The organism is Paraburkholderia caribensis (genome assembly GCF_002902945.1).
Classification (GTDB): Bacteria; Pseudomonadota; Gammaproteobacteria; order Burkholderiales; family Burkholderiaceae; genus Paraburkholderia; species Paraburkholderia caribensis.
This window is the reverse complement of record NZ_CP026102.1, coordinates 1,278,946-1,305,085: the sequence shown is the minus strand read 5'-3', so window position 1 is coordinate 1,305,085 and position 26,140 is coordinate 1,278,946. Positions and strand designations below refer to the sequence as shown.

Annotated in this window: 23 protein-coding genes; 5 read left to right on the top strand and 18 right to left on the bottom strand. The window is 64.1% G+C overall.

Annotated elements, in window-relative coordinates; all coding sequences use genetic code 11:
* Positions 1–41 precede the first annotated feature (41 nt).
* Both C2L66_RS22275 and C2L66_RS22270 read left to right on the top strand, forming a co-directional pair.
* Positions 42–1,178, top strand: a complete 1,137-nt coding sequence (locus tag C2L66_RS22275; protein ID WP_060602852.1) for an MBL fold metallo-hydrolase — start codon at positions 42–44, stop codon at positions 1,176–1,178.
* Between the two features lie 211 nt (positions 1,179–1,389).
* Positions 1,390–1,755 carry a hypothetical protein gene (locus C2L66_RS22270; RefSeq protein ID WP_035989657.1) on the top strand — a complete coding sequence of 122 codons (366 nt, stop codon included), beginning with the start codon at positions 1,390–1,392 and terminating at the stop codon, positions 1,753–1,755.
* Positions 1,756–1,875: 120 nt separating this feature from the next.
* Here C2L66_RS22270 and C2L66_RS22265 read toward each other — a convergent pair whose 3' ends face one another.
* From C2L66_RS22265 to C2L66_RS22245, 5 genes are all read right to left on the bottom strand, one after another.
* Complete coding sequence (locus C2L66_RS22265) at positions 1,876–2,586, bottom strand: DUF899 domain-containing protein (RefSeq protein WP_060602855.1); 711 nt, start codon at positions 2,584–2,586, stop codon at positions 1,876–1,878.
* A gap of 33 nt (positions 2,587–2,619) precedes the next feature.
* Positions 2,620–3,273: a glutathione S-transferase family protein gene (locus C2L66_RS22260; protein ID WP_060602858.1), complete on the bottom strand. Its 654-nt coding sequence runs from the start codon at positions 3,271–3,273 to the stop codon at positions 2,620–2,622.
* 170 nt (positions 3,274–3,443) lie between these two features.
* A complete protein-coding gene (locus C2L66_RS22255; protein WP_060602860.1) occupies positions 3,444–4,175 on the bottom strand; it encodes an FprA family A-type flavoprotein in 732 nt (243 codons plus the stop codon).
* A 54-nt stretch (positions 4,176–4,229) separates the two neighbouring features.
* The gene (locus C2L66_RS22250) at positions 4,230–4,568 is read right to left on the bottom strand and encodes a DOPA 4,5-dioxygenase family protein (RefSeq protein ID WP_035989648.1); all 339 of its coding nucleotides are present in this window, start codon (positions 4,566–4,568) and stop codon (positions 4,230–4,232) included.
* A gap of 102 nt (positions 4,569–4,670) precedes the next feature.
* Entirely contained in the window at positions 4,671–5,726 is a 1,056-nt protein-coding gene (locus tag C2L66_RS22245) for a phytoene/squalene synthase family protein (RefSeq protein ID WP_060602862.1), read from the bottom strand.
* A gap of 480 nt (positions 5,727–6,206) precedes the next feature.
* Between C2L66_RS22245 and C2L66_RS22240 the strand changes: the two genes are divergently transcribed.
* Positions 6,207–8,075: an ABC transporter ATP-binding protein gene (locus tag C2L66_RS22240; protein ID WP_060602865.1), complete on the top strand. Its 1,869-nt coding sequence runs from the start codon at positions 6,207–6,209 to the stop codon at positions 8,073–8,075.
* 145 nt (positions 8,076–8,220) lie between these two features.
* On the top strand, positions 8,221–9,141 hold the full coding sequence (locus C2L66_RS22235; protein ID WP_060602868.1) for a pyridoxal-phosphate dependent enzyme: 921 nt from the start codon (positions 8,221–8,223) through the stop codon (positions 9,139–9,141).
* Positions 9,142–9,177: 36 nt separating this feature from the next.
* Here C2L66_RS22235 and C2L66_RS22230 read toward each other — a convergent pair whose 3' ends face one another.
* The 4 genes from C2L66_RS22230 to C2L66_RS22215 are packed head-to-tail and all read right to left on the bottom strand — an operon-like array spanning position 9,178 to position 13,421.
* A complete protein-coding gene (locus tag C2L66_RS22230; protein WP_060602871.1) occupies positions 9,178–10,377 on the bottom strand; it encodes a cytochrome P450 in 1,200 nt (399 codons plus the stop codon).
* 39 nt (positions 10,378–10,416) lie between these two features.
* Positions 10,417–11,400, bottom strand: a complete 984-nt coding sequence (locus C2L66_RS22225; protein ID WP_060602874.1) for a 2-dehydropantoate 2-reductase — start codon at positions 11,398–11,400, stop codon at positions 10,417–10,419.
* Positions 11,401–11,412: 12 nt separating this feature from the next.
* Positions 11,413–12,201, bottom strand: coding sequence for a class II aldolase/adducin family protein (locus tag C2L66_RS22220; RefSeq protein WP_060602877.1), 789 nt, complete (start codon positions 12,199–12,201; stop codon positions 11,413–11,415).
* Positions 12,202–12,212: 11 nt separating this feature from the next.
* Positions 12,213–13,421: an amino acid aminotransferase gene (locus tag C2L66_RS22215; protein ID WP_060602880.1), complete on the bottom strand. Its 1,209-nt coding sequence runs from the start codon at positions 13,419–13,421 to the stop codon at positions 12,213–12,215.
* A gap of 156 nt (positions 13,422–13,577) precedes the next feature.
* Between C2L66_RS22215 and C2L66_RS22210 the strand changes: the two genes are divergently transcribed.
* Positions 13,578–14,513: a LysR family transcriptional regulator gene (locus C2L66_RS22210; RefSeq protein WP_060602882.1), complete on the top strand. Its 936-nt coding sequence runs from the start codon at positions 13,578–13,580 to the stop codon at positions 14,511–14,513.
* Between the two features lie 894 nt (positions 14,514–15,407).
* Here C2L66_RS22210 and C2L66_RS22205 read toward each other — a convergent pair.
* The 9 genes from C2L66_RS22205 to C2L66_RS22160 form a co-directional block, all read right to left on the bottom strand.
* A complete protein-coding gene (locus tag C2L66_RS22205) occupies positions 15,408–15,824 on the bottom strand; it encodes a DUF302 domain-containing protein (RefSeq protein WP_060602885.1) in 417 nt (138 codons plus the stop codon).
* A gap of 36 nt (positions 15,825–15,860) precedes the next feature.
* The gene (locus C2L66_RS22200; RefSeq protein WP_054934772.1) at positions 15,861–16,349 is read right to left on the bottom strand and encodes a hypothetical protein; all 489 of its coding nucleotides are present in this window, start codon (positions 16,347–16,349) and stop codon (positions 15,861–15,863) included.
* 404 nt (positions 16,350–16,753) lie between these two features.
* Entirely contained in the window at positions 16,754–18,202 is a 1,449-nt protein-coding gene (locus C2L66_RS22190; RefSeq protein WP_054934770.1) for an NAD-dependent succinate-semialdehyde dehydrogenase, read from the bottom strand.
* Positions 18,203–19,161: 959 nt separating this feature from the next.
* Positions 19,162–20,175 (bottom strand): LacI family DNA-binding transcriptional regulator, encoded by a 1,014-nt coding sequence (locus C2L66_RS22185; RefSeq protein ID WP_054934769.1) that lies wholly within the window; start codon positions 20,173–20,175, stop codon positions 19,162–19,164.
* 36 nt (positions 20,176–20,211) lie between these two features.
* Positions 20,212–21,324, bottom strand: a complete 1,113-nt coding sequence (locus tag C2L66_RS22180; RefSeq protein WP_054934768.1) for an ABC transporter ATP-binding protein — start codon at positions 21,322–21,324, stop codon at positions 20,212–20,214.
* A 10-nt stretch (positions 21,325–21,334) separates the two neighbouring features.
* Positions 21,335–22,243 carry a carbohydrate ABC transporter permease gene (locus C2L66_RS22175; RefSeq protein WP_060602888.1) on the bottom strand — a complete coding sequence of 303 codons (909 nt, stop codon included), beginning with the start codon at positions 22,241–22,243 and terminating at the stop codon, positions 21,335–21,337.
* Entirely contained in the window at positions 22,243–23,199 is a 957-nt protein-coding gene (locus tag C2L66_RS22170; RefSeq protein WP_082434051.1) for a carbohydrate ABC transporter permease, read from the bottom strand. Before C2L66_RS22170 ends, C2L66_RS22175 begins: the two co-directional genes overlap by 1 nt.
* Before the next feature lie 6 nt (positions 23,200–23,205).
* Positions 23,206–24,450: an ABC transporter substrate-binding protein gene (locus C2L66_RS22165; RefSeq protein ID WP_060602891.1), complete on the bottom strand. Its 1,245-nt coding sequence runs from the start codon at positions 24,448–24,450 to the stop codon at positions 23,206–23,208.
* An 82-nt stretch (positions 24,451–24,532) separates the two neighbouring features.
* Entirely contained in the window at positions 24,533–25,936 is a 1,404-nt protein-coding gene (locus tag C2L66_RS22160; RefSeq protein ID WP_060602893.1) for a GH1 family beta-glucosidase, read from the bottom strand.
* Positions 25,937–26,140 lie beyond the last annotated feature (204 nt).

The following is a 26,140-nucleotide window of genomic DNA, read 5'->3' as shown; positions in this document are numbered from 1 at the left end:
TCGCACCATCGATTCTACGGCGGCAGCCGATTCGATACACGATGCCACTCCCGTTCCGCTCGCGCCTCGTCTGCGCCGCCATCGCCTTGTGCGGCGCATCGGCGCATTGCGCCGCCGGCGCGCCGCCATCCGGCCCGAGGCCCGACCAGCTCGCCGCGAGCGGCATCCATCACGCGCCGCACACCGGCAACGGCTACGAGAACAACGACGGGCCGCTCGCGCGCGGCTCGGTATGGGCATGGCGCTGGAACCGCTGGACGCACGGCTTGCCGCCACCGCCCGCGAACGGCTACGCGTTTCCCGTCGATCACCCTGACGTCGCGTGGATCAAGGCGAACCGCAGGGACGACACGATGACGTGGATCGGCCACGCGACCGCCTTGCTGCAGATCAACGGCGTCAACGTGATCACCGATCCGATGTTTTCGGAACGCGCGTCGCCCTTTGCGTTCGCCGGGCCGAAGCGGCGCGTGCCGCCCGGTCTCGCGCTCGAAGAACTGCCGCATATCGACGTCGTGCTGATCTCGCACAGCCACTACGACCACCTCGACACCGCAACCGTCGAGGCGTTGAACGCGCAGCCCGGCGGGCCGCCGCTCTTTCTGGTGCCGCTCGGCATCAAGGACTGGCTCGCGAAAAAAGGCATCACGAATGCGCAGGAACTGGACTGGGGCGACGAAACCAGCGTCGCCCGTCTCGACTCCTGGTTCGTGCCCGCGACGCACTGGTCCGCGCGCAGCCTGACCGACCGCAACGAGACGCTGTGGGGCGGCTGGGTCGTGAAAACGCCCGCGGGCGCAGCGCACCCCTTCTCCGTGTATTTCGCGGGCGACACCGGCTACTCGAACGACTTCAAGCGGATCGGCGCCGCATTCGGCTGTGTCGATCTCGCGTTGATTCCCGTCGGCGCGTACGAGCCGCGCTGGTTCATGGGCGCGCAGCACGTGGACCCGCAGCAGGCCGTGCAGATCTTCCAGGACGTGCACGCAAAAAAGGCGATCGGCATTCACTGGGGCACGTTCGAACTGACCGACGAGGCGCTCGACGAACCGCCGAAAAAACTCGCCGAAGCAGCTCACGAAGCCGGCCTGCCCGATGATGCATTCACCGTTCTCCATCACGGCCAGATGATCCGCCTCGACGCATCGGCCGATTCACAGCCGACCTGCTCGCGCTAGCACGCGAGCCGCGCTGCACTGTGCCCGTGCAATGCAGTGCAGCAAGCGCGCGTGATTGTCGGTCAACCCACATTCCCCATCACCCGGGCAGCCAGAATCCGGTTAAACCCTGTCGTGCAAGGCACAACGTCGTGTTATTGTCGTACACACACGGGTTCGAGCTTTGCTACGCGGAACTCACGTCATATCCGTTACCTTCGCGAGCGTCGCCATGAGTGATGTACGCCATCTTCTAAGCCAACGCGACCGCGTGGAGCTGCTGTGCTGGCTCACGTGCGGAAGCCTGGGTGCCTGGTATCTGAACGAGACCTGGCCCTCACCGTCCTTCCACGTAGAGGCCGCGCACAAGTGGCTCGACCGGCACGGGCGCACAGCCGACTGGTTATGCATCGCGAGGCTGTCGGCCATCGCGCTCGACATCGCGCAGCGGCACGCATCGTTTGTGGAAGCCGACTGGGCGCGCGATGCCGTCGAAGAAATTCTCGACACCGACGAACTCGACGCTCAGGCGCGCCTCGTCGTCGCCGTGCTCGGCGACTGCGAACGCGCGCTCGCCGACAAGCGCGTCGCCGACTAGCACCTGCGCCCGCCTGCGAACAGCGCGAGCGCCGCATGCTCGCGGCGCGATCACGTTCGCCCTCATGCCTGTCTTGATGTGCACGCGGCTACCTGGTCGGCGGCGAGCCGCGCGTTGACGTCACCGGGTGTAGTCGAGCTTCGGATACCAATGCGGATCGCGACCTTCGGGCGTCATGTCGAAGATCGTCCACATCGGCATCAGATCCGGCGCGCCGCGCGGGTCCTGACCGGGATCGACAGTCGGGAAGCCCATCTCGACCGCATAAAAATGACGGATCGTGCCGTCGCGGCGCGTGAAGACCTGAAACGCCGCGTCGTCGCCGCCGTCGTCGCTGATTGCGCCAAAATCGCGGCTGTACTCGCCGTTCACGTCCGAATACAGCTTCAGATCGCGCCAGCCGCGCTCCTTTTTGAACGCCAGGAGCCGCTCGATCGGCGAACGCGCGACCACGGCCAGCGCGACGCGCTGCGCGATGTCGCGCGCCTCGCCGTCCCACGCGCTCAGTAGCGACGTGCACATCGGACACGGCCGCTCGCGCTGCGGACCGAACATGTAGCTGTAGATCACGAGCGTGTCCTTGTCGCCGAACAGCCCGGCGAGATCGACGGGTCCCGTTTCGCCGACGAACCGGTAATCGCCCGTCACGTCGCCGCCCGGCGGCAGCGCGCGGCGTTGTTCCGCGACGCGTTCGATATGCCGGCGCAATTCGATTTCCTCCGCGAGCAGTGCGTCGCGGGCGCGGCGGTACTCGACGCTCTCGTTCGGATAGTGCCGGCCGTTGCGCTTGGCCAGCTCGGCGGCGGGCACAAGAGAAGATGCAGAAGACATCAGAGCCTCCCATTCAGTTGACGAGCCACGGAATCAGTCGCGCTCCGGCACGCCGAGCGGAAACAGATGACGATAAGGCCGCGCTTCCTCGACGGCGCGCGCGAACGAAGGCCGTTTCAACAGACGCTTGCGATACGCGACCACGTATTCGAACTTCGGGTCGATCCGGTGCGTCCAGTCGGCATAGAAGAGAAACGGTGCCGCGCCGCAATCCGCGAGACTGAAGTGCTTGCCTGCCGCCCACTCGCGGTCTTTCATCCTGTTGTCGAGCCACGCGTACGCGACATCGAGCAGCGCGCGCGCATCGGCGACGCCGCGGGCATCGCGTTCGCTCTCGCTGCGCAGGCTGTCGAAGACGATCTTCTGCTGCGGCGTGGCGATGTAGTTGTCGAAGAAACGGTCCATGAAACGCACGTCGAGCGCCGCGCGCGGATCGTCGGGAAGCAGTTGGACCGGGCCGGGATGATGCAGGCCGAGATGCTCGATGATGACGGTCGCCTCGGCGATCGTGCGTCCGTCGTCGACAAGCAGCGGAAAGCGCCGGATCGGCCAGCGCGCGGCGAGTTCATCCATCGCGCCGGGTTCGTCGAGCCGGCGGTAGTCGAACGGCGTGCCGTTCTCGTAGAGCGCGGTGAGCGCCTTCTGGCAGTACGAAGAAAATGGATGGGCGTAGAGCGTCAAGGTCATCGTCGTCGTCCTTGCTGGGAAATAGCGGACGATATGCCCGCTTACCATGACGACGAGCGGCGACGACGGGAATCGACAGCGCGCGCGAAAAAACATTTGCTGCGCTGCGGCGCAAGCGCTGGGCGTGCCGCGCCACCGCGTCAATGCATCAATACGTCAGCGCGGCCCGCTCACTCGCGCAGCGACACCGCCAGCGCGCGAAGCAGCGAGGCGCCGTCGCCTTGCCACGCACTGCCGTGCATGCACGCGAGCGTGTGCGGCTCGAGCGCGGCGAGCCGCTCCAGCATCGCGTCGCCATGTTTCGTGTGCGAGTAGTAATCCATGCTGCGCCGGAACGCCTCGCTGGGACCGAGAATGTCTGCGCCCGTCACGGCGGGCAACTCCGCGCCGCCTTGCGTGAACAGATCGCCGCACAGCAGCGTCTGGGTCGTCTCGTCGAACAGCATCCCGCACTCCCACGCATGCGGCAGATGCGGCGTCGCGAGCCAGCGCAGCCGGTGGCGTCCGAGATCGACGGTTTCGCCGTCTTCGAGGCCGCGCGCGGGCCGGTCGGCGAGATCGTCGATGGACACCAGCTTGGCGACGCCGCTGCACAGCGGCAGCGCCTGCGGCGCGGCGGCGAGCCATTCGTTGAGCGAGCCGCACTCGTCCGCTTCGACATGCGAGAACGCGATATGCCGCAGCCGCTCGGGCGGCAACACGGACGCGACCGCTTCGCGCACGAGCGCGAACATCCTGCGCGGGCCGGTATGAAAGAGCAGCGGCGCGTCGTCGACGATCAGATACTGGTTGAAGGAGAAGCCGCCTGGCCCGCCTTCGAAGAACACAGGCGTGTTGATCCGGTACATGCCGTCCGCGACTTCATGGACGTTGGTGCCCGACACCGCGTTGGTGACCGTCATGAGCCGACCTCCATGCGCGCTGCGCGCGCAACGATGCGCCGCGCCGACTACGCGCTAACCGCCGAGCGCGGCGAGATTCAACGGATACGAGCGCCCGATCCACGCCGCGCAATCGCGGTGGTCGCGCAGCGCGTTGCCCGTGTTCGGATGGATGAAGACGTCGAGCGCGCCGTGATTGAGCGCGAGCCACGCAAACAGTTCCGCGAGTAGCTCGGGGGCGAAAGCAAGCTGATACGACCACATCGGATGCGGACCGACGGGACGCTCGTGAAAACGCCCCATTTCGAATCTGCCGTGGAACTGCGCCTCGATGGCTTCGCGCAGCGTCCATGCGGCGTCGCGGGTCGCCTGATCGAAATACACATGCGCGTGCCAGCTGGCGATTGCCGTCATGATACGTTGCCGCCGGGGCCGTCCTTCGTTTCGGGTTGTGCGAGGTTCATCATAGGCGCTCCACCGCTGTATGAACAAACCGGGATTGAACGGAAGCGCGTTTCATCGAACGCCGATGCGCGATTCAATCGCGCCGATCAGCCCTTCGATCCAGCCACGCAGCCCCGCATCCGACACCGACACGGGCAGCGAGCGCGCGAGAATGCCGTACACCTGCTTGCGCTGGATCTTCGACACTTTCGACGGTTCCAGCCAGTGCGCGTTATCGACCAGCAGCAGCAATGTTTCGAGTCCGATCACGATCGGCCACACGCACGCGAGACGCAAGCGCAACGAGAAACGCGGAATGGCGAGCGTGTAGTCGAGCGCGGCGCGGAAGTGATCGAGCGACTTGCGCACCAGTTCGTGCATCAAGGGTTGCGCGCGCTGCGATGCTTGCGGCTCCAATAGCATTTGCGGCGTCAGGCCGTGGCGATCGAGCATCGCGGACGGCAGATAGCATCGGCCGATGCGCAAGTCCTTGCCGCAATCGCGCAGCACGTTGGTCATCTGCAGCGCCTTGCCGAAGCGCACGCCGCGCTCGAGCATCGTGGGCTCGTCGGTTTTCAGCGTGCCCGGCAGATGCGCGTACGTCATCTTCGTCCAGAACTCGCCGACGCAGCCCGCGACCAGATACGTGTAGCGGTCCAGTTCGTCCCATTCGCGCAACGCGACGATGCGGCCCGAGCGTTCGTCGGGGAAGGTGCGCAAGTCGAATTCCATGCCCGTGGTCAGCGTCGTGACGATCTCGCGCACCGCCGCGCGGTCGGAGGCATCGAGTTGCTGAAGCACGTCGAGCGCGGGCGCGATCGATTCGAGCAAGACCTTTTCATCCGATTGCGTCTGCTGCCCCGCCACTTCACTCGCGAGGCGTTGCGCAAGCTCGCCGTCGTCGGTCGCGCCGTTGACCTGCTCGCGCAACGCAAGCAGCAACGCAAGCCGCTGCCCGGGCGGAATCAGCGCGGTATCGGCGATCGTGTCCGCGGCGCGCGCGAGCAGATACGCGAGGCCGATGGGATCGCGCATGCCGGCGGGCAGAATGCGCAACGTCAGATAGAAAGAACGGGAAACCCCTTTGAGCAACGGGCCCAGCAAAAAGGCCCGGGTGGAACTGGACATGTGTTGAGGTCGATCAGGTTGAGTCCGTGCTTCGGTCGGGCACGGACGCGGTGTTGGTGTAGTTCGGCGCTGCCGCATTGTATCCGGCACGCGTGGGACGGGTTGCAAAGCCGGGCCGCCGTGATTCGATGAGGCACACATAAAACCAACACTTTGTGTGATGTCAACGCGCATTGCGGTCACCTTGCGCAAGCTTTCCTGCTAGAATTCAAGCCTCAACGCAGTTGTTCTTCATCCACTCATTCACCCAAGGGAGGCATTCCATGCACGCAATGTACATCGCAGTCTCTCGCGGGATGTCGCGACGCTTCCTCTGCTCCCCTAGCTAGGTTGCCGTCCGCGCTGGCTCGCAAGCGCCCGCGCCTTTATCAGACTACCGGTTTTCTTTGTCGCCGCCGCACGTTGGCGGGCATCGGTCGTCGACTTCCGAATCTCCTGACTGGATAGCGCTGCGCCGCCTCGCGCCGCACGCTGACATACATGGCTAGCAAAAAACTCGACTTTGGCGCGCAAGCGTTCAGAAGCGTTCTCGGCTTCACGTTTCATCACTGGCGCAAGCAGCCCGTGCGCGTGGTTGGCATTGCGTTGTTCGCACTGTCGGCCGCGCTCGCGGATGTGTTGACGCCGCTCTTCGCGGGTCGTCTGGTCGACGCGCTCGCGTCGGGCCGCACGCTCGGCAAGGACGTCGCATCGCATCCTGCGCTGGTCGCGTTCGGCGTGCTGATTGCGCTCGGCATCGGCGGCACGTTGCTGCGGCAACTGGTCTACCGCAGCATCATCGTGATGACGCTCAAGATGATGAGTGAGATCTGCGCGAACGCGTTTCATCGCGTGCAGCGCTTTTCGACGGACTGGCATGCGAACAGCTTCGCCGGCTCGACGGTGCGCAAGATCACGCGCGGCATCTGGGCGCTCGACCTGCTCAACGACACGCTGCTGATCGCGCTGCTGCCTTCGCTGCTGATGCTCGCCGGATCGACCGTGCTGCTCGGCATTCACTGGCCCGTGATGGGCATCGTGGTCGGCGTCGGGTCGCTTACGTATGTCGCGGTGACGGTCGCGCTGTCGCTAGGCTACGTCGCGCCTGCCGCGCGTCTCGGCAATCTGTGGGACACGCGCATGGGCGGCGCGCTCGCCGACGCCGTCAGTTGCAACGCCGTCGTCAAGGCATTCGGCGCGGAAGAACGCGAGGAAAGCCGGCTCGATCGCGTGATCGCCAAGTGGCGGCAGCGCACGCGCCGCACGTGGCAGCGCGGCACGACCAATGGCGGCGTACAGGGCGGCATGCTGGCGCTGATGCAGGCGGCCATTCTCGGCGCGGCGCTGCTGCTATGGCTGCGCGACGAAGCGAGTGTCGGCGACATCACGTATGCGCTGACCACGTTCTTCGTGCTGCAAGGCTATCTGCGCGATGTCGGGATGCATGTGCGCAACCTGCAGCGCTCGGTGAACGACATGGAAGAACTCGTCGCGCTCGAACGCGAGCCGCTCGGTATCGAAGACAAGGCGGGCGCGCCCGCCATCGCTATCGAGCACGGTGAAATCCGCTTCGAGCACGTCACGTTCCGCTATGGCGCGCAGCGCACGGCGCTCTACAACGACTTCTCGCTGCGCATCGCGCCGGGCGAGCGGATCGGCCTCGTGGGGCATTCGGGCTCGGGCAAGACGACGTTCATCAAGTTGATTCAGCGTCTGTACGACATCGACGAAGGCCGCATCACGATCGACGGGCAGAACATCGCCGATGTGCAGCAGGCGTCGCTGCGCCAGCACATCGCAATCGTGCAGCAGGAGCCCGTGCTGTTCCACCGCTCGCTGGCGGAGAACATCGCGTACGCGCGGCCCGGCGCATCGTTCGACGAGATCGTCCAGGCCGCGAAGCTTGCCAGCGCGCACGACTTCATCGACGCGCTGCCGCACGGCTACGACACGCTGGTCGGCGAGCGCGGCGTCAAGCTGTCGGGCGGCGAACGCCAGCGGGTCGCGATCGCGCGGGCGTTCCTCGCCGACGCGCCGGTCCTGATCTTCGACGAAGCCACGTCGAGCCTCGACAGCGAAAGCGAGGTGCTGATCCAGCAGGCGATGGAACGGCTGATGGTTGGACGCACGACGCTCGTCGTCGCGCACCGGCTCTCGACAGTGCGTGCGCTCGACCGTTTGCTGGTGCTCGACAAGGGTCGCGTGGTCGAGGAAGGCAGCCACGAGCAACTGATCCGTATCGACAACGGCGTGTACCGGCGGCTGTTCGAACGGCAGGCGCTGGAGCTGACCAAGGGTCTGCTCGACGACGGGCCCGCGAGCCGCAGCGAGCGGTTTGCCGGCGATCCTAGCCTGATCGCGGGCAAGTGAGCCATCGCTCGATCAACGAGATCAAGGGCGGTTCGATGTTTCGAACCGCCCTTTTTTATGCGCGGATGCAGCAAGCTCCGACGGCTTCCGCTTGCTATCATCTGCGATTCAACGCTTCAGCGAAGCCGCTTCCGGCAACACCGCCATGACCCTGCACATCGACACCCCGCTTCTCGAATCCCAAACGCTCAGCCAGCATCTGGGCCGCCGCGTGCTGCTCAAGATGGACGCGCTGCAGCCGCCCGGCTCGTTCAAGATCCGCGGCATCGGCTACGCGTGCGAAGAACACGCGAAGCGCGGCAAGCGCCGCTTCGTGTCGTCGTCGGGCGGCAACGCGGGCATCGCGGTCGCGTATGCGGGCCGCGCGCTGTCGATCCCCGTCACGGTCGTCGTGCCGCAAAGCACGGGCGAGCGCGCAAAGGAACTGATCGGCTTGCAAGGCGCGGAGGTGATCGTGCACGGCGCGACCTGGCAGGAAGCGAACGCGTTCGCGCTCGAACAGGCCGGTCCCGACGACGCGTTCATTCATCCGTTCGACGACCCGCTCCTGTGGCACGGTCATGCGTCGATGATCGACGAGGTCGTGCGGGCAGGTGCGAAGTTCGATGCCGTCGTGCTGTCGGTGGGCGGCGGCGGGTTGATGGCGGGTGCGATCGAAGGCTTGCGGCGTAACGGTCTCGGCCATGTGCCGCTGATCGCGGTCGAAACGGCAGGCGCGTCGTCGCTGGCGCAGTCAGTGCGCGCGGGCCGGCGGATCGAGCTGCCGGGTATTACGAGCGTCGCGACGTCGCTGGGTGCGAAGCAGGTCTGCGAGCAGGCGTTCATGCTGACGCAGACGCACCCTGTCGAATGCGTGGTGGTGTCGGACGCCGAAGCCGTGGATGCGTCGCGCCGTTTCGTCGACGATCACCGCGTGCTCGTCGAGCCCGCTTGCGGCGCGAGCCTCGCCCTCGTCTACGGGCAGACGGATGCGCTACAACGCTTCGACACCGTGCTCGTGATCGTGTGCGGCGGGGCGGCTACGACCATCGAGCAACTGGAACGCTGGCATCGCGAGATGGCGTGAGCGCCGCACGGACCTCACGCCTTCCTGGCTCGCCCGTCACAGCGCGGCGAGCAGCGTCTCGACGCCGCGCAGGTTGTTCCGCCTGCGCCACTGCAATGCGTCGAGATTCGTCAGACGCAGCTGAGGCAACCGCGTCAGCAGCTTGTGCAGCGCGATTTCGAGTTCCATCATCGCGAGGCGCGCGCCAAGGCAGTAGTGAATGCCCGCGCCGAACGTCAGCAGATGGCCTGACGGCTCGCGGCCGATATCGAGTGTATCCGGCGCGTCGAAACGCTCCGGATCGCGATTGGCCGAACCGAGCAGCATGAAAACGATCGAGCCGCGCGGCAGCGTCTGCCCTTCCACCTCGATATCGTCGAATGCGGTGCGCACGACCATCTGCACGGCGGTGTCATAACGCGCGCATTCGGCCACCGCCTTCGACACCAGCGACGGATCACCCCGCAACCTTTCCAGTTGCGCCGGATGCCGATGCAGCGCGATCAGCGCATTGCCCAGCATGTTCGACGTGGTCTCGTGCCCCGCGACGAACAGCAAGATCACGTTCGACACGATCTCGTCTTCCGACAACCGCTCGCCGCCCTCTTCCGCCTGGATCAACGACGACACGATGTCGTGGCCGGGCGCGGCGCGCCGTTGCGCGATCACGGCGCGGAAATACTGTTCGAGATCGAGCGCCGCCTGGTTTGCGTGCGCGAGCGCGTCGGCGGACATCGGCGCGAGATCGAACGCCGACACCAGCAGGCTCGCCGCGTCGCCGAAGCGCACGCCATCCTCGACGGGCACATCGAGCAGCCGGCAGATGATCTGCAATGGCAGCGGCATCGCGAACTCGCTGACCAGATCGACTTCAGGCTTGCCTTGCATCGCGTCGATCAGACTGTCGGTCGTTTCTTCGGCGATGGCGCGCAGCGTTTCGATCTGCCGCGCATTGAATGCCTTCATCAGCAGCGCGCGCAGGCGCGTGTGGGCGGGCGGGTTCATCATCAGGAACGTGCGTTCGAGCGCCTGAAACACCGGCTGTTCGCGTGCACTTTCGCCGTAGCGCGCGACCACGCTGGGCATGTATGTCTTGCCCATGCGGCGGTCGGGCAACAGTGCGTCGATGACGGCGTGACGGCCCGTCAGCACGATGCTGGGCGCGAGCGGCACGAAGGCGCCCGCGCTGCGGATGCCTTCATAGAACGGATACGGATTGTCGAAGTAAGCCGGGGACGACAGATCGGTGAATTTCATGCTTTGATGCGCGGGGCTTAAAGGATTGAAGGTGCAGCGTCAGTCGAGAGGATACAGCCCACGCACGCGAGCGTGCAGACGAGCGAGCCCGAACAGCGCGTTCGCATACGGCGTGTCGACACCCGTCAGCTTGCCCAGTTCGCACACTGCGCCGACCAGCGCATCGAGTTCGACGGCCTTGCCCGCTTCGACGTCCTGCAACATCGACGTGCGCATTGCGCCCAGTTTGAGCGTAACGGCGTGGCGGTCTTCGGGCGCCTGCTCGATGGGGATGCCGAAGCGCGCGCCGATGGCTTTCGCTTCGAGCATCACGCGCGTGACGAAATCGCGTGCGAGCGGGTCGCTGAGAATCTTGTCGGTGGTCGCGCCCGTGATTGCGCTGATGGGGTTCATCGTCATGTTGCCCCATAGCTTGTACCAGACGTCGCGCTGGATCTGATTAGTCGCGCTCGCATCGAAGCCGGCCTTGCGCAACAGTTCGACGAGCGACGCCACCCGCTCGCTCGCCCGTCCCGTCGCTTCGCCGACGATCAAGCCGCGTCCCTGATGATGCGCGACGACGCCCGGCGCGTCGACACGGCAGCTCGCATGCACGACGCATCCGAGCGTGCGTTCAGCTGGGATCGTGGCGGCAATCGAGCCGTCGGGATCGACGCAAGCGAGCCGCGCGCCCGCGAACTCGCCCTGCAAGCCCGCACAGAACCACCACGGCACGCCGTTCATCGCTGTCAGCACGAGCGTATTCGCGCCGAGCAGCGGCCCGATATGCTGCGCGACGGCGGCCATGCCGGGCGCTTTCACCGCGACGACCACCAGATCCTGCACGCCGAGCGTTTCCGGCTTGTCGCTCGCCTGCACGCGGACCGCATGCGTCTCGCCGTTTTCCTTCAGGCGCAAGCCGTGTTCGCGCAACGCGTCGAGCGTCGCGCCGCGCGCCACCACGCTCACCTCGCAGCCCGCCTGCGCGAGCTTCACACCCATCCATCCGCCGATCGCGCCGGCGCCGTAAATGCAAACCTTCATCGTTGTTCTTCCTCAATCCTTGTAGCTGGCGTCGATTCTATCGACCTTGCGCACCAGCGCGTCGAACACGTCCTGCCCCGCGCCGTAGCGTACGTCGAACTGCAGCGCGTCGCGCGAGCATTGCGCGGCGACCGCCTCGGGCACGGGCCGCGCGCGCCCCATCGCGAACGTCGCAACCTGAATCTCGCACGCGCGGTTCAGCGTCCACAGAATCGCGAACGCCTGCGGCAATGTCGTGCCCCACGACAGCAGCCCGTGATTGCGCAGAATCACCGCCTGCCGGTCGCCGATATGTTCGACGAGGCGTGGCCCTTCCTCAGCGTGAATCGTGATGCCTTCGAAGTCGTGATAAGCAATGCGTTCATGCAACTGCGCGCTGTAGAAGTTGGTCTGCTGCAAGCCGTCTTCCGAGCACGCGACTGCAACGCCTGCCGTGGTATGCGTATGCATCACGCAATGCGCATCGGGTATGCCTTCGTGCAGCGCCGCGTGCACGGTGAAGCCTGCGGGATTCACCGGATACGTCGAGCCGTCGAGAATGCGCCCTTGCGCATCGATCTTTACCAGATTGCGCGCCGTCACTTCACTGTAATGCAGGCCAAATGGATTGATCAGGAACTGCTTCGCTTCGCCCGCCACGCTTTCGGGCAGGCGCACCGTGATGTGGTTGTAGATCAGCTCCGTCCAGCCCAGCATATCGAAGACGCGATAACAGGCGGCCAATTGAACGCGCGCCTGCCATTCGTCGGGGTGCATCGCTGCCGTGCCCGAGGCCCGCTCGTCTCGCTCCATGATCTCCATCTCTTGCCTCCTTACTGGCGTGCGCCCGACCCGGCGACAGCCGCGATCGCCGATGCCACGTACGCGACGTTGTTGCGGTTCAGACCGGCGACACACATACGCCCCGAGCGCAGCAGATAGATGCCGTGTTCCAGCCGCAGCGTTTCGACCTGTTCGGGCGACAGTCCCGTGTAGGTGAACATGCCGACCTGTGCGATGTAACGCGCGCGCATCACTTCATCGACACGACCGGCCAGCCCATCGTGAATGGCGTGACGCATCGCATGAATACGCTCGCGCATCACGCGTAGTTCGTCGTCCCACGACGCGCGCAGCTTCGCGTCGCCGAGCACGCCCGCAACGAGCCGCGCGCCGTGCATCGGCGGATTGCTATAGTTCGCGCGGATCGTGAAGGTCAGCTGGCCGAGCACGCGCTGCGCTTCGGCTGCGTCCTTGCAGAGGACGCTCAGCGCGCCGCAACGCTCGCCGTACAGCGAGAAATTCTTCGAGAACGAGTTCGCGACGATCATCGGCACGTCGGCGTCCGCGAGCATGCGCACGCAGGCGGCATCTTCTTCGAGGCCGTCGCCGAAGCCCTGATACGCCATGTCGACGAACGCGATCAGATTGCGACGCTGCAGCACGGGCACCAGTTCGCGCCACTGATCGGCCGTCAGGTCGACGCCTGTCGGGTTGTGGCAGCACGCATGCAGCAGCACGATGCTGCGTTCCGGCAGCGAGTCGATCGTATCGCGCATTGCGTCGAAGCGAAGGCCGCCCGTTGCGTCGTCGTAATACGGATAGGTGTTGACCGTGTGGCCCGCTGCTTCGAACACGACGCGATGGTTTTCCCAGCTCGGATCGCTCAGCCACACTTGCGAGCTTGCGAAGTGACGCTTGAGGAAATCCGCGCCGACTTTCAGCGCGCCCGAGCCGCCCACCGTCTGGACCGTCGCGATGCGCCCCGCGGCGCGCGCGGCGCTCGCGGCGCCGAACACGAGCGTCTGCGCGGCGTCGCGGTACGACGGCAGGCCCGACATCGGCAGATAGGAGCGCGGCGTGCCTTGGGCGACGATGGCCGCCTCGGCTTCGCGCACCGATGCCATGACGGGCAGCGTGCCGTTTTCGTCGAAGTAGATGCCGATGCTCAGATTGACCTTGTTGGTGCGCGGATCGCGCTGGAAGTCCTCGTTGAGGGTCAGGATGGGATCGCCGGGATACGCGGGGATGTGTTCGAACATGGTTGTGTCTCAGTCTATGTGTGCTGGATGTTGCTGAACTGTGCGAGAGGTTGCGAGGGCATGCACCGACGCGTGCGAAACAGTGTGTCGAAAAGCGCTTCCTGTCACAATCAATCGATTCTGCACGATTCGTAAGTTACGCTTTAGAATCGACGGATGGCCCTCACACGCATCACCATACGCCAGTTCGAGGCGTTTCTCGCGATTGTCGATCAGAACGGCATTGCCGCTGCGGCGCAGCGGCTGGGGCTGACCTCGTCGGCCGTGAGCCAGTTGCTGGCGGAGCTGGAGCGCGAACTGGGCTTTCGGCTGTTCGACCGCACGACGCGGCGCGTGAGTCTTTCGACGGCGGGCCGTGATTTTCTCTCTTCGGCGGAATCGGTGCTGCGGCATTTGCGTGCCGCCGAGCAGACGGCGAGCGACATCCGCAACCGTGCGGCGGGCATCGTGCGGGTCGGTGCGCCGCTGGTGCTGGCGAGCACGGCGATTCCGTTTGCGATAGCGGGCTATGCGACTGAGAAGCCGAAGGTCGTGGTGCGGGTCGTCGATACGGATGTCGAGCAGCTGGTGGAGCGTGTTGCGAGCGGCGACGTCGATCTTGCCGTGGGCCCGGACCGCGCGACGGGCGACCGCGTGCAGCGCGAGCCGATCTTTCAGAGCCCGTGGGTGTTGTGGTGCGCTGAGCAGCATCCGCTGGCGCGGAAGAGGCGCTTGCGGTGGCAAGATCTGCATGGCACACCGATCGTCGCGACGGGCCGCGATCATGAAGCGAGTGTCGCGCAGATGTTGGTCGATCAGCCGTCCGATGCGCGGATTGCGCCCGTTGAGGTTGTCGATAATGTGACTACCGCGTTTGGGCTCGTTGCGCAGGGGCTTGCTGTTACGCTTGCGCCGCTTTATGTGAAGCCGCTTGCGCAGACGTTTGGGCTGGTGATGCGGCGCGTCGTCGAGCCGGAGACGATTCGGGAAGTGTGTGTCTATCGGCCTGTTGATCGGTCGTTGTCGCCGCCTGCTGATGGGTTTGCGCAGTTTCTTGGGGTTTGTTTGAAGATCTGGGATCGGAAGACGCAAAGCGGGATTGGAGTGAAGTGAGATAGCGCTGCGCGCGCTGGGCGGTTTTGGGTTTTGGTTTTGGGTTTTGGTTTTGGGTTTTTTGTTTTGTGCCTATGGGCTGGCATGCGCGTTATGGCTTCTTATGGTTATGCGCTGCCTCTGTCCGTTTACCTTTGCTTTGCGCTGGCATCCGCGATTCGTTAGCTCGCTTCAAGCGTCGCCCCTGTGCGGGGCGGCACCTACTTTTCTTTGCCGCCGCAAAGAAAAGTAGGCAAAAGAAAGCGGCTCACACCGCCAGCCCGTGTTCTTATCCACGGGCCCCCAACGGCCCCACACTTCACACGCCCGTGCCCTGGGTAGTGCCCGTTGCCAACGCTTCGAATGAACGCCTCACCCACTTCAAACACCCGTACATGAGCCAGCGGCAGCGAATGGTATGCGCCGCCCAGGTGGCAAACTGTGTGTAGGTTGTCGCGTCGTATAGGGTAGCGCTCTTACAGGGTGGAACGCGTGTGCTAACGGTCCGGAGTGAGGCGCGTATGGCGCGAAAGCCGACACACAGTTTGCCACCTGGGCGGCCGTGGACTATCTGGCGCGGCGTGCTGAAACGCAGGTGCGTGAAGCGGGTGAGGCGCTCAGCAAGAGTGCTGGCAACGAGCAGGAATGATGTGATTGCCGTGTGAAGCGTAAGAACCTTTGGGGGCCCTCAGGCAAGAATTAGCGCTGGCGGTGTGAGCCGCTTTCTTTTGCCTACTTTTCTTTGCGGCGGCAAAGAAAAGTAGGTGCCGCCCCGCACAGGGGCGACGCCTGAAGCACGCTAACGAAGCGCGGATGCCAGCGCAAACACCAAAACACCAAAACCGCGAACCCCAGCGCAAAAGCAAGCAAACCACCCCAACGCGTCGCAGACAAAAACAACCACTCCGTCGCCACTCACCCGGAATCACGCTCCGCCGCCATCTGAATCAACGCCTTCGCCTTCGCGAGCGGCTCGACGAGCGACGCCTGAACCCCATATCCGTCCACGAGCACGCCAGTGATGTCATCAATAGCAAGCCATGTGACGCGCGCGTCGTCCTCCCACACAAGCACCTTGAGCGGCAACAGCAACCCCGCCAAGGGGTTCACCTGCATCACGGGCGTGCCGCCCTTGGGGTTCCCGAACACGATCAGCCGCGTCGGCCGCAGCGTCATGCCCACTTGCGCGGCGGCGTCCGCCTGATCGATATCGACGAAGATCGTCATGCCTCTGTCGGCGAGCAGCCCGCGCAACCGCGCCACCGTGTTCGAGAAGCCGTGCTCGCTCCTGAACGTCGCAACCGAAGCGGGACATTTCGCTACATCAGTCATCGCAGACTCCCGTGATGGAACATCAGCGCAGTGTAGTCATTGCGATGCAACAACTGAAGCGGAAGCTTGCTCGGCGAGCGCGCGGAAGTTCTCAGGCGTCGCGAAACCCAGATACTGCGCCTGCATCTCGGGCGTCAGCACTTCGATCAACGTGCTGTTTTCAATCCATAATTCGATCACGTCGAAAAAGTTGTTTCCGCGCGTGCAGCGCACCGCTCGCCACCCTTCGCGCTCGCCGATCGCGATCACCTGCTCCGCCGACAGCGGCGACGCGACGGCCATATGAAAGCCGCTGTATTGCGCGCGCGTGTTCGCCATCGAGGCGAGCGGCTCCTGCGTGTCGCCAGGCGTGAGCGTGAGGTTGCTCGGATAGGTCTCGATGATCGTGCCGCGGTCGTCGCCCGCCACCGCCATCCACGCGCCTTCAAAAGGCGAAAACGGTGCGGCGAAACCGCCCCACACTTCGGCAAGCGTGCGCGCGACGCGCTCGGGATTTTGCGTAGGAATGGACGCGTGAAAGATCATCGAAACTCTCCAGTGACTCGTGACATAACGGACCACGTTCAGACGCAATGGCGCCTCACGTTGGGGCCTGCGCGTCGTGCGTTTTCGTTTTTCTTTTCACGCGCGCGGCCTGGACAAAGCAGCCAATCGCCGCATACGTCCAGCTTGCAGCAGCAATCCAGCGAGTAGTAGAACGGAAGCGATCTGCCGCGTTTGAAAGCGAAGCGACCGTGCAGGCACGCGATGCGCGAGCGTGCGGCATCGAACGCCATGCTAGAAGCGGGAGACGATGCTACCAATCGGGAGTTTTACCAACAGCTTTCGATTCGTCCGACGAACCGGCTCGACGTAGCGTTCGGGATACGCATCCGACAACTGGCCGCCCGCCATTGCAGCGGGCGGCATGTCTGCGTTTTCAGCAGACTTTAGACGGCCATGACGGTGACGGCCTTCGTCACGAGATAGGCTTCCATCGCTTCCGGTCCGCCTTCCGAGCCGTAGCCCGAATCCTTGACGCCGCCGAACGGCATTTCCGGCGTAGGCGTGGCGGGCTGGTTGATCCACAGCATGCCGACTTCGAGGTTCTGCGACAGCAGGTGGACGTTGCGGAACGACTTCGTGAACGCATAGCCCGCGAGACCGAACGGCAGACGGTTCGCTTCGGCGATGGCGTCTTCGAGCTTGTCGAAGCCGCGGATAGCGGCGATCGGGCCGAACGGCTCGTTGTTGAACACGTCGGCTTCGAGCGTCACGTCCGTCAGCACGGTCGGCGCGAAGAAGTTGCCTTCCGAGCCGATGCGCTCGCCGCCCGTTGCGACCGTCGCGCCCGTGGCGCGCGCGTTCTCGATGATGCTCGCCATCGCCGTCAGACGGCGCGCGTTCGCGAGCGGCCCGAGCTGGGTGCCTTCAGCGAGGCCGTCGCCGACCTTCAGGCTTTCGGCGTGCTTGACGAGCGCCGCGGCGAACTCTTCGCGGATGCTGTTGTGCACGAGGAAACGGGTCGGCGAGATGCAGACCTGGCCCGCGTTACGGAACTTCGCGCCGCCCGCTGCCTTGACGGCGAGCGCGACGTCCGCGTCTTCCGCGACGATCACGGGCGCATGGCCACCGAGTTCCATGGTCGCGCGCTTCATGTGCTGGCCGGCGAGCGCGGCGAGTTGCTTGCCGACGGGCGTCGAGCCTGTGAACGTGACCTTGCGGATGACGGGATGCGGAATCAGGTAGCTCGAAATCTCGGCGGGATCGCCGAACACGAGGCCGACCGTGCCGGCGGGCACGCCAGCATCGACGAACGCCTGCAACAGCTGTGCGGGCGACGCGGGCGTTTCTTCAGGCGCCTTGACGAGGAACGAGCAGCCGCTTGCGAGCGCGGCGCTCAGCTTGCGGACCACCTGGTTGACCGGGAAGTTCCACGGCGTGAAGGCGGCGACGGGGCCGATCGGCTCCTTGATGACGAGCGATTGCGCATTCAGGTTGCGCGACGGCACGACGCGGCCGTAAACGCGACGGCCTTCGTCCGCGAACCATTCAATGATGTCGGCGGCGGACAGCACTTCGATCCGTGCTTCTGCGAACGGCTTGCCCTGCTCCTGCGTCATCAGGCGCGCGATGCTGTCGGCGCGCTCGCGCACGAAGGCGGCGGCCTTGCGCATGGTGGTGGCGCGTTCGTTGGCGGGCACCTTGCGCCATGCTTCGAAGCCCTTCTGTGCGGCTTCCAGCGCGCGGTCCAGATCGGCCTTGCCCGCGTGCGCGACCTTGCCGATCGGCTTGCCCGTGGCGGGATTGACGACGTCGAGGGTCTTGCCGCTGGCGGCGTCGCACCACTCGTTGTTGATCAACAGGCGGGTATCAGTGTAGCTGCTGGATGTGACCATGCTGTGTTCCTGAGGATTTTTTGCGCGCTGCGCGCGTGGGCTGGAATTCTTTGAGGGAATGTTGATGTTAGCTGATTGCTGGGAAGTATGCCGGGAGGTGGTGTTTTTTTGTCTGCGACGCTTGGGGTTTGGGTTTGGTTTTTTGGTTTTTTTTGGGGGGCGCTGGCGTCCGCGCTATGTCTGTGCCTTTGTGCTTCGCGCGGTGGTGTTCGGTGTTTTAGGCTTTGCGCTGGCATCCGCGTTACGTTGGCTCGCTTCATGCGTCGCCCCTGTGCGGGGCGGCACCTACTTTTCTTTGCCGCCGCAAAGAAAAGTAGGCAAAAGAAAGCGGCTCACACCGCCAATCCTTGACGTTTACCCACGGGCCCCCAACGTCCCCACACTTCACACACCAGTGGCCCTGGTTGGTGCCCGTTGCCAACGCTTCGAACAGGTGCCTCACCCGCTTCGATTACCCGTACCCGAGCAAACGGCAGCGAATGGTATGCGCCGCCCAGGTGGCAAACTGTGTGTAGGCTGTCGCGTCGTATGGCTTGGCGCTCTTACCGGGTGGGGCGCGTGCGCAATCGGTCTGGAGTGAAGCGTGTGAAGCACCGAGGGCCGACACACAGTTTGCCACCTGGGCGGCCGTGGACTATCTGGCGCGGCGTGCTGAAACACGGGTGTGTGCAGCGGGTGAGGCGCTCATTCAGAGCGTTGGCAACGCACGCAAATAGATATGCGGCAGTGTGAAGCGTGGGGCCGTTGGGGGCCCGTGGGCAAACGTCAAGAATTGGCGGTGTGAGCCGCTTTCTTTTGCCTACTTTTCTTTGCGGCGGCAAAGAAAAGTAGGTGCCGCCCCGCACAGGGGCAACGCGTGAAGCGCGCTAACGTAACGCGGATGCCAGCGCAAAGCAAAAGCAAAAGCAAAAGCAAATCGCGGATACCAGCAAGACAAAAACCAAACCACCGGCAAATTTTCACGCCGCTTTCGGCGGCCCCACCGAAGCCCGCATCGACACCGTCACCGGAAACTCGCGAAAGATATCCCACTTCGTCCCATAGCACTGGTTGATAAGCCAGCGCACCGCATTCTGCGTGAGTTCAGCAGTCGGAATATGCACCGACGTCAAAGCAGGCGCCGAATAAGCCGCCGAATAATCATCGTCGTAACCGATCACCGACACATCGCCGGGCACCGAAATCCCCAACTGCTGAAACCGCGCCAGCGCACTGACAGCCATCGTATCGTTGGCACAAAAAAGCCCCGTAAACGGCACGTTCGATTCAAGCAACTGGCACGTCGCCGCATACCCGCCTTCCGGCGAAAAGTCCGATTCGATCAACGGCACCGACTCACGCGCAATGCCGTGACGCGCCAGCTCATCGAAGAAACCGTCAAGCCGCTCGATATTGTCAGATGCCGTATAAGGCCCCGAGATCACGGCAATCTTCCGGTGCCCGTGCTCCAGCAGCGTCGCCGCCGCAATCTCACCGCCGCGCCGATGATCCGCGCAGAACGACGCATCAGGCAACGCATCGAACGCACGGTTGAGAAAGACCATCTTCGGATGCATCCGGTGCAACTGATCGAGATCTTCATCGTGCAGGTCGTGACTGATCACGACGACGCCATCGCAATCGCGCCCGATCAGAAACTGCACGGCTTCGAGCGCCTGCTCACGCGGCGTCGACTCGCCGCACCCCGTCGCCACCACGACGTGCCGATGCACCGAGCGCAGTTCGAGATCGGTCTGCTTGAGAATCGTGCCGTAGTACGAGCCGAAGAAGGTCGGCACGAACAGGCCAATGATGCCCAGTTGCTGCGTGGCCATCGCGCGGCCAATCGACGAAGGCCGGAAGTTGAGTTCGGCGATCGCGGCCTGCACCCGCGCCGCTGCATCCGCCGATACGGGTCCTTTGCCGGAAATGGCGCGCGAGGCCGTCGAGAGCCCCACGCCCGCCAGCTCCGCTACATCTTTGAGGGTCGCCACGGTGTCTCCGTCCGCTTGTAGTGTTGGGCGCGCCGTTCAGAGGCGCGCCCCGCCCGCCTCGTCGAACAGCGATATATGTGCGCCATCGATCGCGAACGCCACTGAATCGCCAACGGCGACGGGCGTTTTCTCCTGATCGATCGACGCTATCTGGGTGCCATGATAATCGAGCCAGATAACCCGGTGGTTGCCCATTGGTTCGATAAGCGACACTTGCCCGCGCTGATTCGAGTCCGCGCCGATCCGCACCCGCACGTCTTCGGGCCGCACGCCAAGCACACACGGCTTGCCGTAGTCGGGCTGCCCCCCGAACGCGTATTGCGACACGTCGAGATCGAGTTTCGCGCCCGCGAAGCGCACGCCCGCACCTTGGACATGCAGCGCGCCGTTCAGCAGATTCATCGCCGGCGAGCCGAGAAAGGTCGCGACGAACAGGTTCGCGGGGCGTGCGTACACCTCGGCGGGCGTGCCGAACTGCTGGATCACGCCGCTCTTCATCACGGCCATGCGGGTGGCGAGCGTCATCGCTTCGACCTGGTCGTGCGTCACGTAGATCATCGTGGCGCCGAGACGTTGATGCAATTGCTTCAGCTCGCGACGCAATTCCGTGCGCAGCTTCGCATCGAGATTCGAGAGCGGCTCATCGAACAGAAACACGTCGGCTTCGCGCACGATCGCACGGCCGATCGCCACCCGTTGCCGCTGTCCGCCCGACAGCTGCGACGGCTTGCGCTTGAGCAGCGGCCCGAGTTGCAGCATGTCCGATGCGCGCGCCACGCGCCGCTCGATCTCCGCTTTCGGCGTGCCGTTGATGCGCAGCGCGAACGACAGATTGCGCTCGACGCTCATCGTCGGATACAGCGCATACGACTGGAACACGAGCGCGATGCGCCGGTCTTTCGGATCGGCCCACGTCATGTCCTCGCCGCCGATCTCGATGCTGCCTTCCGTCACGTCGATCAATCCGGCAATGCTGTGCAGCAGCGTCGACTTGCCGCAACCCGACGGTCCGAGCAGCACGACGAATTCGCCTGCGCGCACGTCGAGATCGAGCGCGTCGATCACCGTGTTCGCGCCGAGCTGGATCTTCAGGTCGCGGACCGCGACGTTTGCAACGTTCGCGTTCGCGATGTTCGATACGGTAGCCATATTCGCCCCTTCAACCCTTCACGGCGCCGGACGCAATGCCGCGCACGAACCAGCGGCCCGAAATGAAATACACGGCGAGCGGCACCACGGAAGTCAGGATCGTCGCCGCCATGTTGACGTTGTAGATCTTCTCGCCCGTCGTCGTGTTGATGATGTTGTTCAGCTGCACTGTCATCGGCAGGTTGCGCGTGCCCGCGAACACGAGGCCGAGCAGGTAGTCGTTCCAGATGTTCGTCACCTGCAGAATCATCGCGACGACAATGATGGGCAGCGACATCGGCAGCATCAGTTGAAAGAAGATGCGCCAGAATCCGCCGCCGTCGATGCGCGCGGCCTTGAACAGTTCCAGCGGAATGCCCGCGTAGTAGTTGCGGAACAGCAGCGTCATCACGGGCATGCCGAAGATCGTATGAATGATCACGATGCCCGGCAGCGAACTGAACAGATGCACGCTCGCCAGCACGCGCACCATTGGGTAGATCATCACCTGATAGGGAATGAACGCCCCGAGCAGCAGCACGCCGAACAACACGCCCGCGCCGCGCGGCCGCCAGAACGACAGCGCATAGCCGTTGATCGCGCCGATCACGATCGAGAACAGCGTGCTCGGCACGACGATACGCACCGAGTTCCAGAAGCCCACGCGGATGCCGTTGCAATCGAGCCCCGTGCACGCCGACTGCCACGCGTCGCTCCACGGTTGCAGCGTGAAATGCGCCGGCAGCGCGAGCAGATTGCCCAGGCGAATTTCGTCCATCGGCTTCACCGACGTCACGAGCATCACGTAGAGCGGCAACAGGAAGAACAGCGCGGCGATAACCAGAAAGCCATAGATGCCGAGCCGCGACGGAGAAAAGCGCTTCTTGCGCGCATGACGCCGCCGCGACACGCGAGGGGAAGATTCAAGCGTCGTGCTCATCACACCTCCTTGCGCGACGCGCTTCGACTGCGGGCGTAGAGGAACGGCGCCAGAATGGCGAGCACCGTCGCAAGCAGCACGATCGACGCGGCCGACGCGAGCCCGATATTCGCACGCCCGAACAGATAGTCCATAATGAACTTCGCGGGCACTTCGCTCGCCGTGCCGGGCCCGCCCTGCGTCATCGCGACCACGGCGTCGAACAGCTTCACCACGGCGACGAACAGCAGCACGAACGCGGTCGAGACCGACGGGCCGAGCATCGGGATCACGATGCTCACGTAGACGCGCCAGCGCGGAATGCCGTCGATGCGCGCGGCCTTCCACAGTTCGTCGTCGATGCCGCGCAAGCCCGCGAGCATCACGGCCATCACGAGGCCCGACGCCTGCCACACGGTCGCGATCACGATCGTATAGATCACCCAGTCCTGATCGACGATCCAGTCGAAGCGCGCATGCGTGAAGCCCATCTTGTGCAGCAACGACTGCGCGCCGAGCTCGGGGTTGAGAATCCATTGCCACACGAGCCCCGTCGCGACGAACGACATCGCGTACGGATACAGGAACACCGTGCGCAACACGCCTTCCGCCATCACGCGCTGATCGATGAAGATCGCGAGCAGCATGCCGATCACGAGGCACGCGACGATGAAACACACGCCATACATCGCGATGTGTTGCAGCGACACCAGCCAGCGGTCGTTATGAAACAGCCGCACGTATTGCGCGAAGCCGACGAAATCGTTCGACGGAAACGTGCGCGAGTTGCTGAGCGACACGCGCGCCGTCCACAGCATCGTGCCGAGATACGCGAAGACGACCGTCACCATCATCGGAACCAGCGCGATCCACGCGGCGAGCGACCAGCGCTTGCCCAGCGGCCGCGCGCGGGTCGTCGCGACGGGCCTGCGGCTGGCCGCCATCTCGGGCAAGGCATGCGACTTGAGCGTGCCCATGACGTGTCAGCCCTTCAGCGCGCTGGCAAAGGCCTTTTGTGCATCGTCGACCGACTGGTTCTTGTTCCAGAAGTTCGTGATGACGTCCGTCAACGCGCCCTGCATGTCAGGCGACAGGAGCATTTCGGGGTTGGGCAACTGGCGTGACTTGTCCTTCATGATGGCGATGCCCTCCTTCGCGCACATGTCGAGCTGGCTCACGTCGACGTCGGGCCGGATCGGGATCGAGCCTTTCTTCGCGCTGAACGCGACCTGCGCCTGCGGCGAGGTCATCACCGTGGCGAGCAGGTTTTGCGCCTTGATCGCGGTGGCGTTGTCCGTCTTGGGGAACACGAACACGTCGCCTGCCACCAGATACGGCGAGCGCGGGCCGAAACCGGGGAAACAGCCGAAGTCCTTGCCGGGCGCCTGCTTCGCCGCCGAGAACTCGCCCTTCGCCCAGTCGCCCATGATCTGCACACCCGCCTTGCCGGAGATCACGAGCGCCGTCGCGTCGTTCCAGTTGCGCCCCGGCGAGCCGGCATCGACGTAATCATGCAGCTTCTTGAACGAGGCGAGCACCTTCCTGAACGCATCCGATTTCACCGCGTTCTGGTCACGGTCGCGATACACCTTCAGATACAGATCGGGTCCGCCGACATCGGCGAACACGGCATCGAACGTGATCTTCTCCTGCCAGGGCTGGCCGCCCAGCGCGAGCGGAATCACACCCGCCTTTTTCAGCTTGTCGAGATCGCCGACGAATTCGTCGAAGCTCTTCGGGTCGCCCGCAATGCCCGCTTTCGCGAACACCGGCTTCGAATAGAAGAACCACGCAGGCATGTGGATATCGACGGGCGCCGCATAGTAATGGCCATTGACCTTGATGCTGTCGAGTATCGATTGCGGGAAGATGCCGGGCCAGTTTTCCTTCGTGGCAACGGCATCGACGTTGTTGAGCAGGCCCTGATCGATCAGGTCATGAAACTGCTTCGACGTGTTGAACTGCGCAGCCGTGGGCGGATCGCCGCCGACAATGCGGTTGATCGCAGTCGCACGCGCCTGGTCCGCGCCCGCCACGGCGTTGTCGACCCATTGGCCGCCCGCCTGGTTGTACGCGTCGGCGAACTGCCGGATCGCCGCCGATTCGCCGCCCGACGTCCACCAGTGAATCACATTCGCCTTCAACGGCTCCGCTTGCGCGATGACGCCAGTGATGGCCAATGCGAGTACGATACCGCTTCTCAACGCCCACTGTTTTCTGCTGTTCATTCCGTCTCCTTCAGGCTCGAAGCCCGATTTATCAGGTCGACTGCTTATCAGCTTCTTGTGACTGCGTGTCAGCGCGTCATGATCAGCGCTGCTGTCTGCGCGCCTCGATGAACTTCGCGATCAGCTCGCCGCTGCGTTTGACGGTGCGCTGCTGCGTGCCGTAATCGACATGTACGACGCCGAAGCGCCGCTCGTAGCCGAACGCCCATTCGAAGTTATCGAGCAGCGACCAGACGAAATAGCCGCGAATATCGACGCCCTGCTTCACGGCCTGATCGACAGCGGCCAGATGGCGCTTGAGGAACGCAATGCGCTGCGGGTCCTCGACATGGCCGTCCCGCACGTGGTCGTCCGAGGCCATGCCGTTCTCGGTGATATAGACGGGCGGCAGGTTCGGATACGTGCGGTGAAAGCCCGTCAGCAGGTCGCGCAGCCCGTCCGGATGGACTTCCCAGCCCATCTGCGTGCGTTCGACACCGGCCAGCGGCGCGTCGATGAAGCCGTGCGCGCCGTCGCTCTTCACATTGGTGCGGAAATAATAGTTGATGCCGAGAAAATCGAGCGGCGCCGCGATGGTTTGCAGGTCGCCTTCGAGCACGAGCGGCTCGGCGCCCGGCCATAGCTCCCAGAGATCGGCCGGATACTCGCCCTTCAGAAGCGGATCGAGAACCCACGCATTGTGCTGCACTTCGAACAGATGCGCGGCGCGCTGGTCCGCCTCGCTCTGCGTTGCGGCCGTACCGCGCCCCACGTTCGCCACGATGCCTTTCATCGACGACGGATCGTTCGCGCGCAGCACCTGGGTCGCCTGGCCGTGCGCGAGCAGCAGATGATGCATCGCCTGCGTCGCGTAGCGGATGTCCGCAAGACCGGGCGCATGATGGCCGTTGCCATATCCGAGGAACGCCGAGCACCATGGCTCGTTGAGCGTCATCCACGCATCGACGTGACCCGCCAGTTCGCGGCTCATCAGGTCCGCGTAGTCGGCGAAGCGATAGGCCGTCTCGCGGTTGAGCCAGCCGCCGCGATCTTCGAGATGCTGCGGCAAGTCCCAGTGATACAGCGTGACGAAAGTCTGCAAGCCCTTGTCCTTCAGCCTGCCGAGCAGCCGCTTATAGAAATCGAGACCCTTCGCGTTGGGACGCCCCGCTTCGTCCATCACGCGCGGCCAGGCAACCGACAGCCGGTACGCCTCGAAGTTGAGCCGCGACAGCAGGTCGAGATCGCTTTCCCAGCGGTGATAGTGATCGCAGGCCACGGCGCCCGTATCGCCCGCGAGCACCTTGCCCGGCGTCGCGGAGAACGTGTCCCAGATGGACGGCAGGCGACCGTCCTCGTCGACGGCGCCTTCGATCTGATACGAGGCCGTTGCCGCGCCGAGCAGAAAGTCCTTGCGCCAGAGCACGGAATCGGCGGACGGCGTAAAGGGATCGCTTTGCTGACTGTCGGACTGAACGCCGCCAGGTGCCACTGCCTCGTATGCCACGGAACCTCCTCTCGCTAAATGGTTTGATGCGTGTCTGAAACGAATCGAGCAACGAAACGAAAGCCGGAGTGGAAGCGCTTCCACATGACCTGCGCACGATATCAGCGGCGCTTTCGGCGCAGCAATCAGGGTTTGTCTGGATCGGACAAAGACCGTCAGAAATTGCCATGCAGCACGCATCGCGAGACGGCTCGCGACAGGACG

Bases quoted from the DNA above. Each gene is read 5' to 3' on its own strand.
- C2L66_RS22260 (WP_060602858.1), bottom strand. From the start codon at position 3,273: ATGACCTTGACGCTCTACGCCCATCCATTTTCTTCGTACTGCCAGAAG.
- C2L66_RS22170 (WP_082434051.1), bottom strand. From the start codon at position 23,199: ATGGGCACGCTCAAGTCGCATGCCTTGCCCGAGATGGCGGCCAGCCGC.
- C2L66_RS22180 (WP_054934768.1), bottom strand. From the start codon at position 21,324: ATGGCTACCGTATCGAACATCGCGAACGCGAACGTTGCAAACGTCGCG.
- C2L66_RS22190 (WP_054934770.1), bottom strand. From the start codon at position 18,202: ATGGTCACATCCAGCAGCTACACTGATACCCGCCTGTTGATCAACAAC.
- C2L66_RS22220 (WP_060602877.1), bottom strand. From the start codon at position 12,201: ATGGAGATCATGGAGCGAGACGAGCGGGCCTCGGGCACGGCAGCGATG.
- C2L66_RS22275 (WP_060602852.1), top strand. From the start codon at position 42: ATGCCACTCCCGTTCCGCTCGCGCCTCGTCTGCGCCGCCATCGCCTTG.
- C2L66_RS22250 (WP_035989648.1), bottom strand. From the start codon at position 4,568: ATGACGGCAATCGCCAGCTGGCACGCGCATGTGTATTTCGATCAGGCG.
- C2L66_RS22175 (WP_060602888.1), bottom strand. From the start codon at position 22,243: ATGAGCACGACGCTTGAATCTTCCCCTCGCGTGTCGCGGCGGCGTCAT.
- C2L66_RS22230 (WP_060602871.1), bottom strand. From the start codon at position 10,377: ATGAAATTCACCGATCTGTCGTCCCCGGCTTACTTCGACAATCCGTAT.
- C2L66_RS22255 (WP_060602860.1), bottom strand. From the start codon at position 4,175: ATGACGGTCACCAACGCGGTGTCGGGCACCAACGTCCATGAAGTCGCG.
- C2L66_RS22240 (WP_060602865.1), top strand. From the start codon at position 6,207: ATGGCTAGCAAAAAACTCGACTTTGGCGCGCAAGCGTTCAGAAGCGTT.
- C2L66_RS22265 (WP_060602855.1), bottom strand. From the start codon at position 2,586: ATGTCTTCTGCATCTTCTCTTGTGCCCGCCGCCGAGCTGGCCAAGCGC.
- C2L66_RS22210 (WP_060602882.1), top strand. From the start codon at position 13,578: ATGGCCCTCACACGCATCACCATACGCCAGTTCGAGGCGTTTCTCGCG.
- C2L66_RS22215 (WP_060602880.1), bottom strand. From the start codon at position 13,421: ATGTTCGAACACATCCCCGCGTATCCCGGCGATCCCATCCTGACCCTC.
- C2L66_RS22270 (WP_035989657.1), top strand. From the start codon at position 1,390: ATGAGTGATGTACGCCATCTTCTAAGCCAACGCGACCGCGTGGAGCTG.
- C2L66_RS22225 (WP_060602874.1), bottom strand. From the start codon at position 11,400: ATGAAGGTTTGCATTTACGGCGCCGGCGCGATCGGCGGATGGATGGGT.
- C2L66_RS22205 (WP_060602885.1), bottom strand. From the start codon at position 15,824: ATGACTGATGTAGCGAAATGTCCCGCTTCGGTTGCGACGTTCAGGAGC.
- C2L66_RS22235 (WP_060602868.1), top strand. From the start codon at position 8,221: ATGACCCTGCACATCGACACCCCGCTTCTCGAATCCCAAACGCTCAGC.
- C2L66_RS22165 (WP_060602891.1), bottom strand. From the start codon at position 24,450: ATGAACAGCAGAAAACAGTGGGCGTTGAGAAGCGGTATCGTACTCGCA.
- C2L66_RS22245 (WP_060602862.1), bottom strand. From the start codon at position 5,726: ATGTCCAGTTCCACCCGGGCCTTTTTGCTGGGCCCGTTGCTCAAAGGG.
- C2L66_RS22200 (WP_054934772.1), bottom strand. From the start codon at position 16,349: ATGATCTTTCACGCGTCCATTCCTACGCAAAATCCCGAGCGCGTCGCG.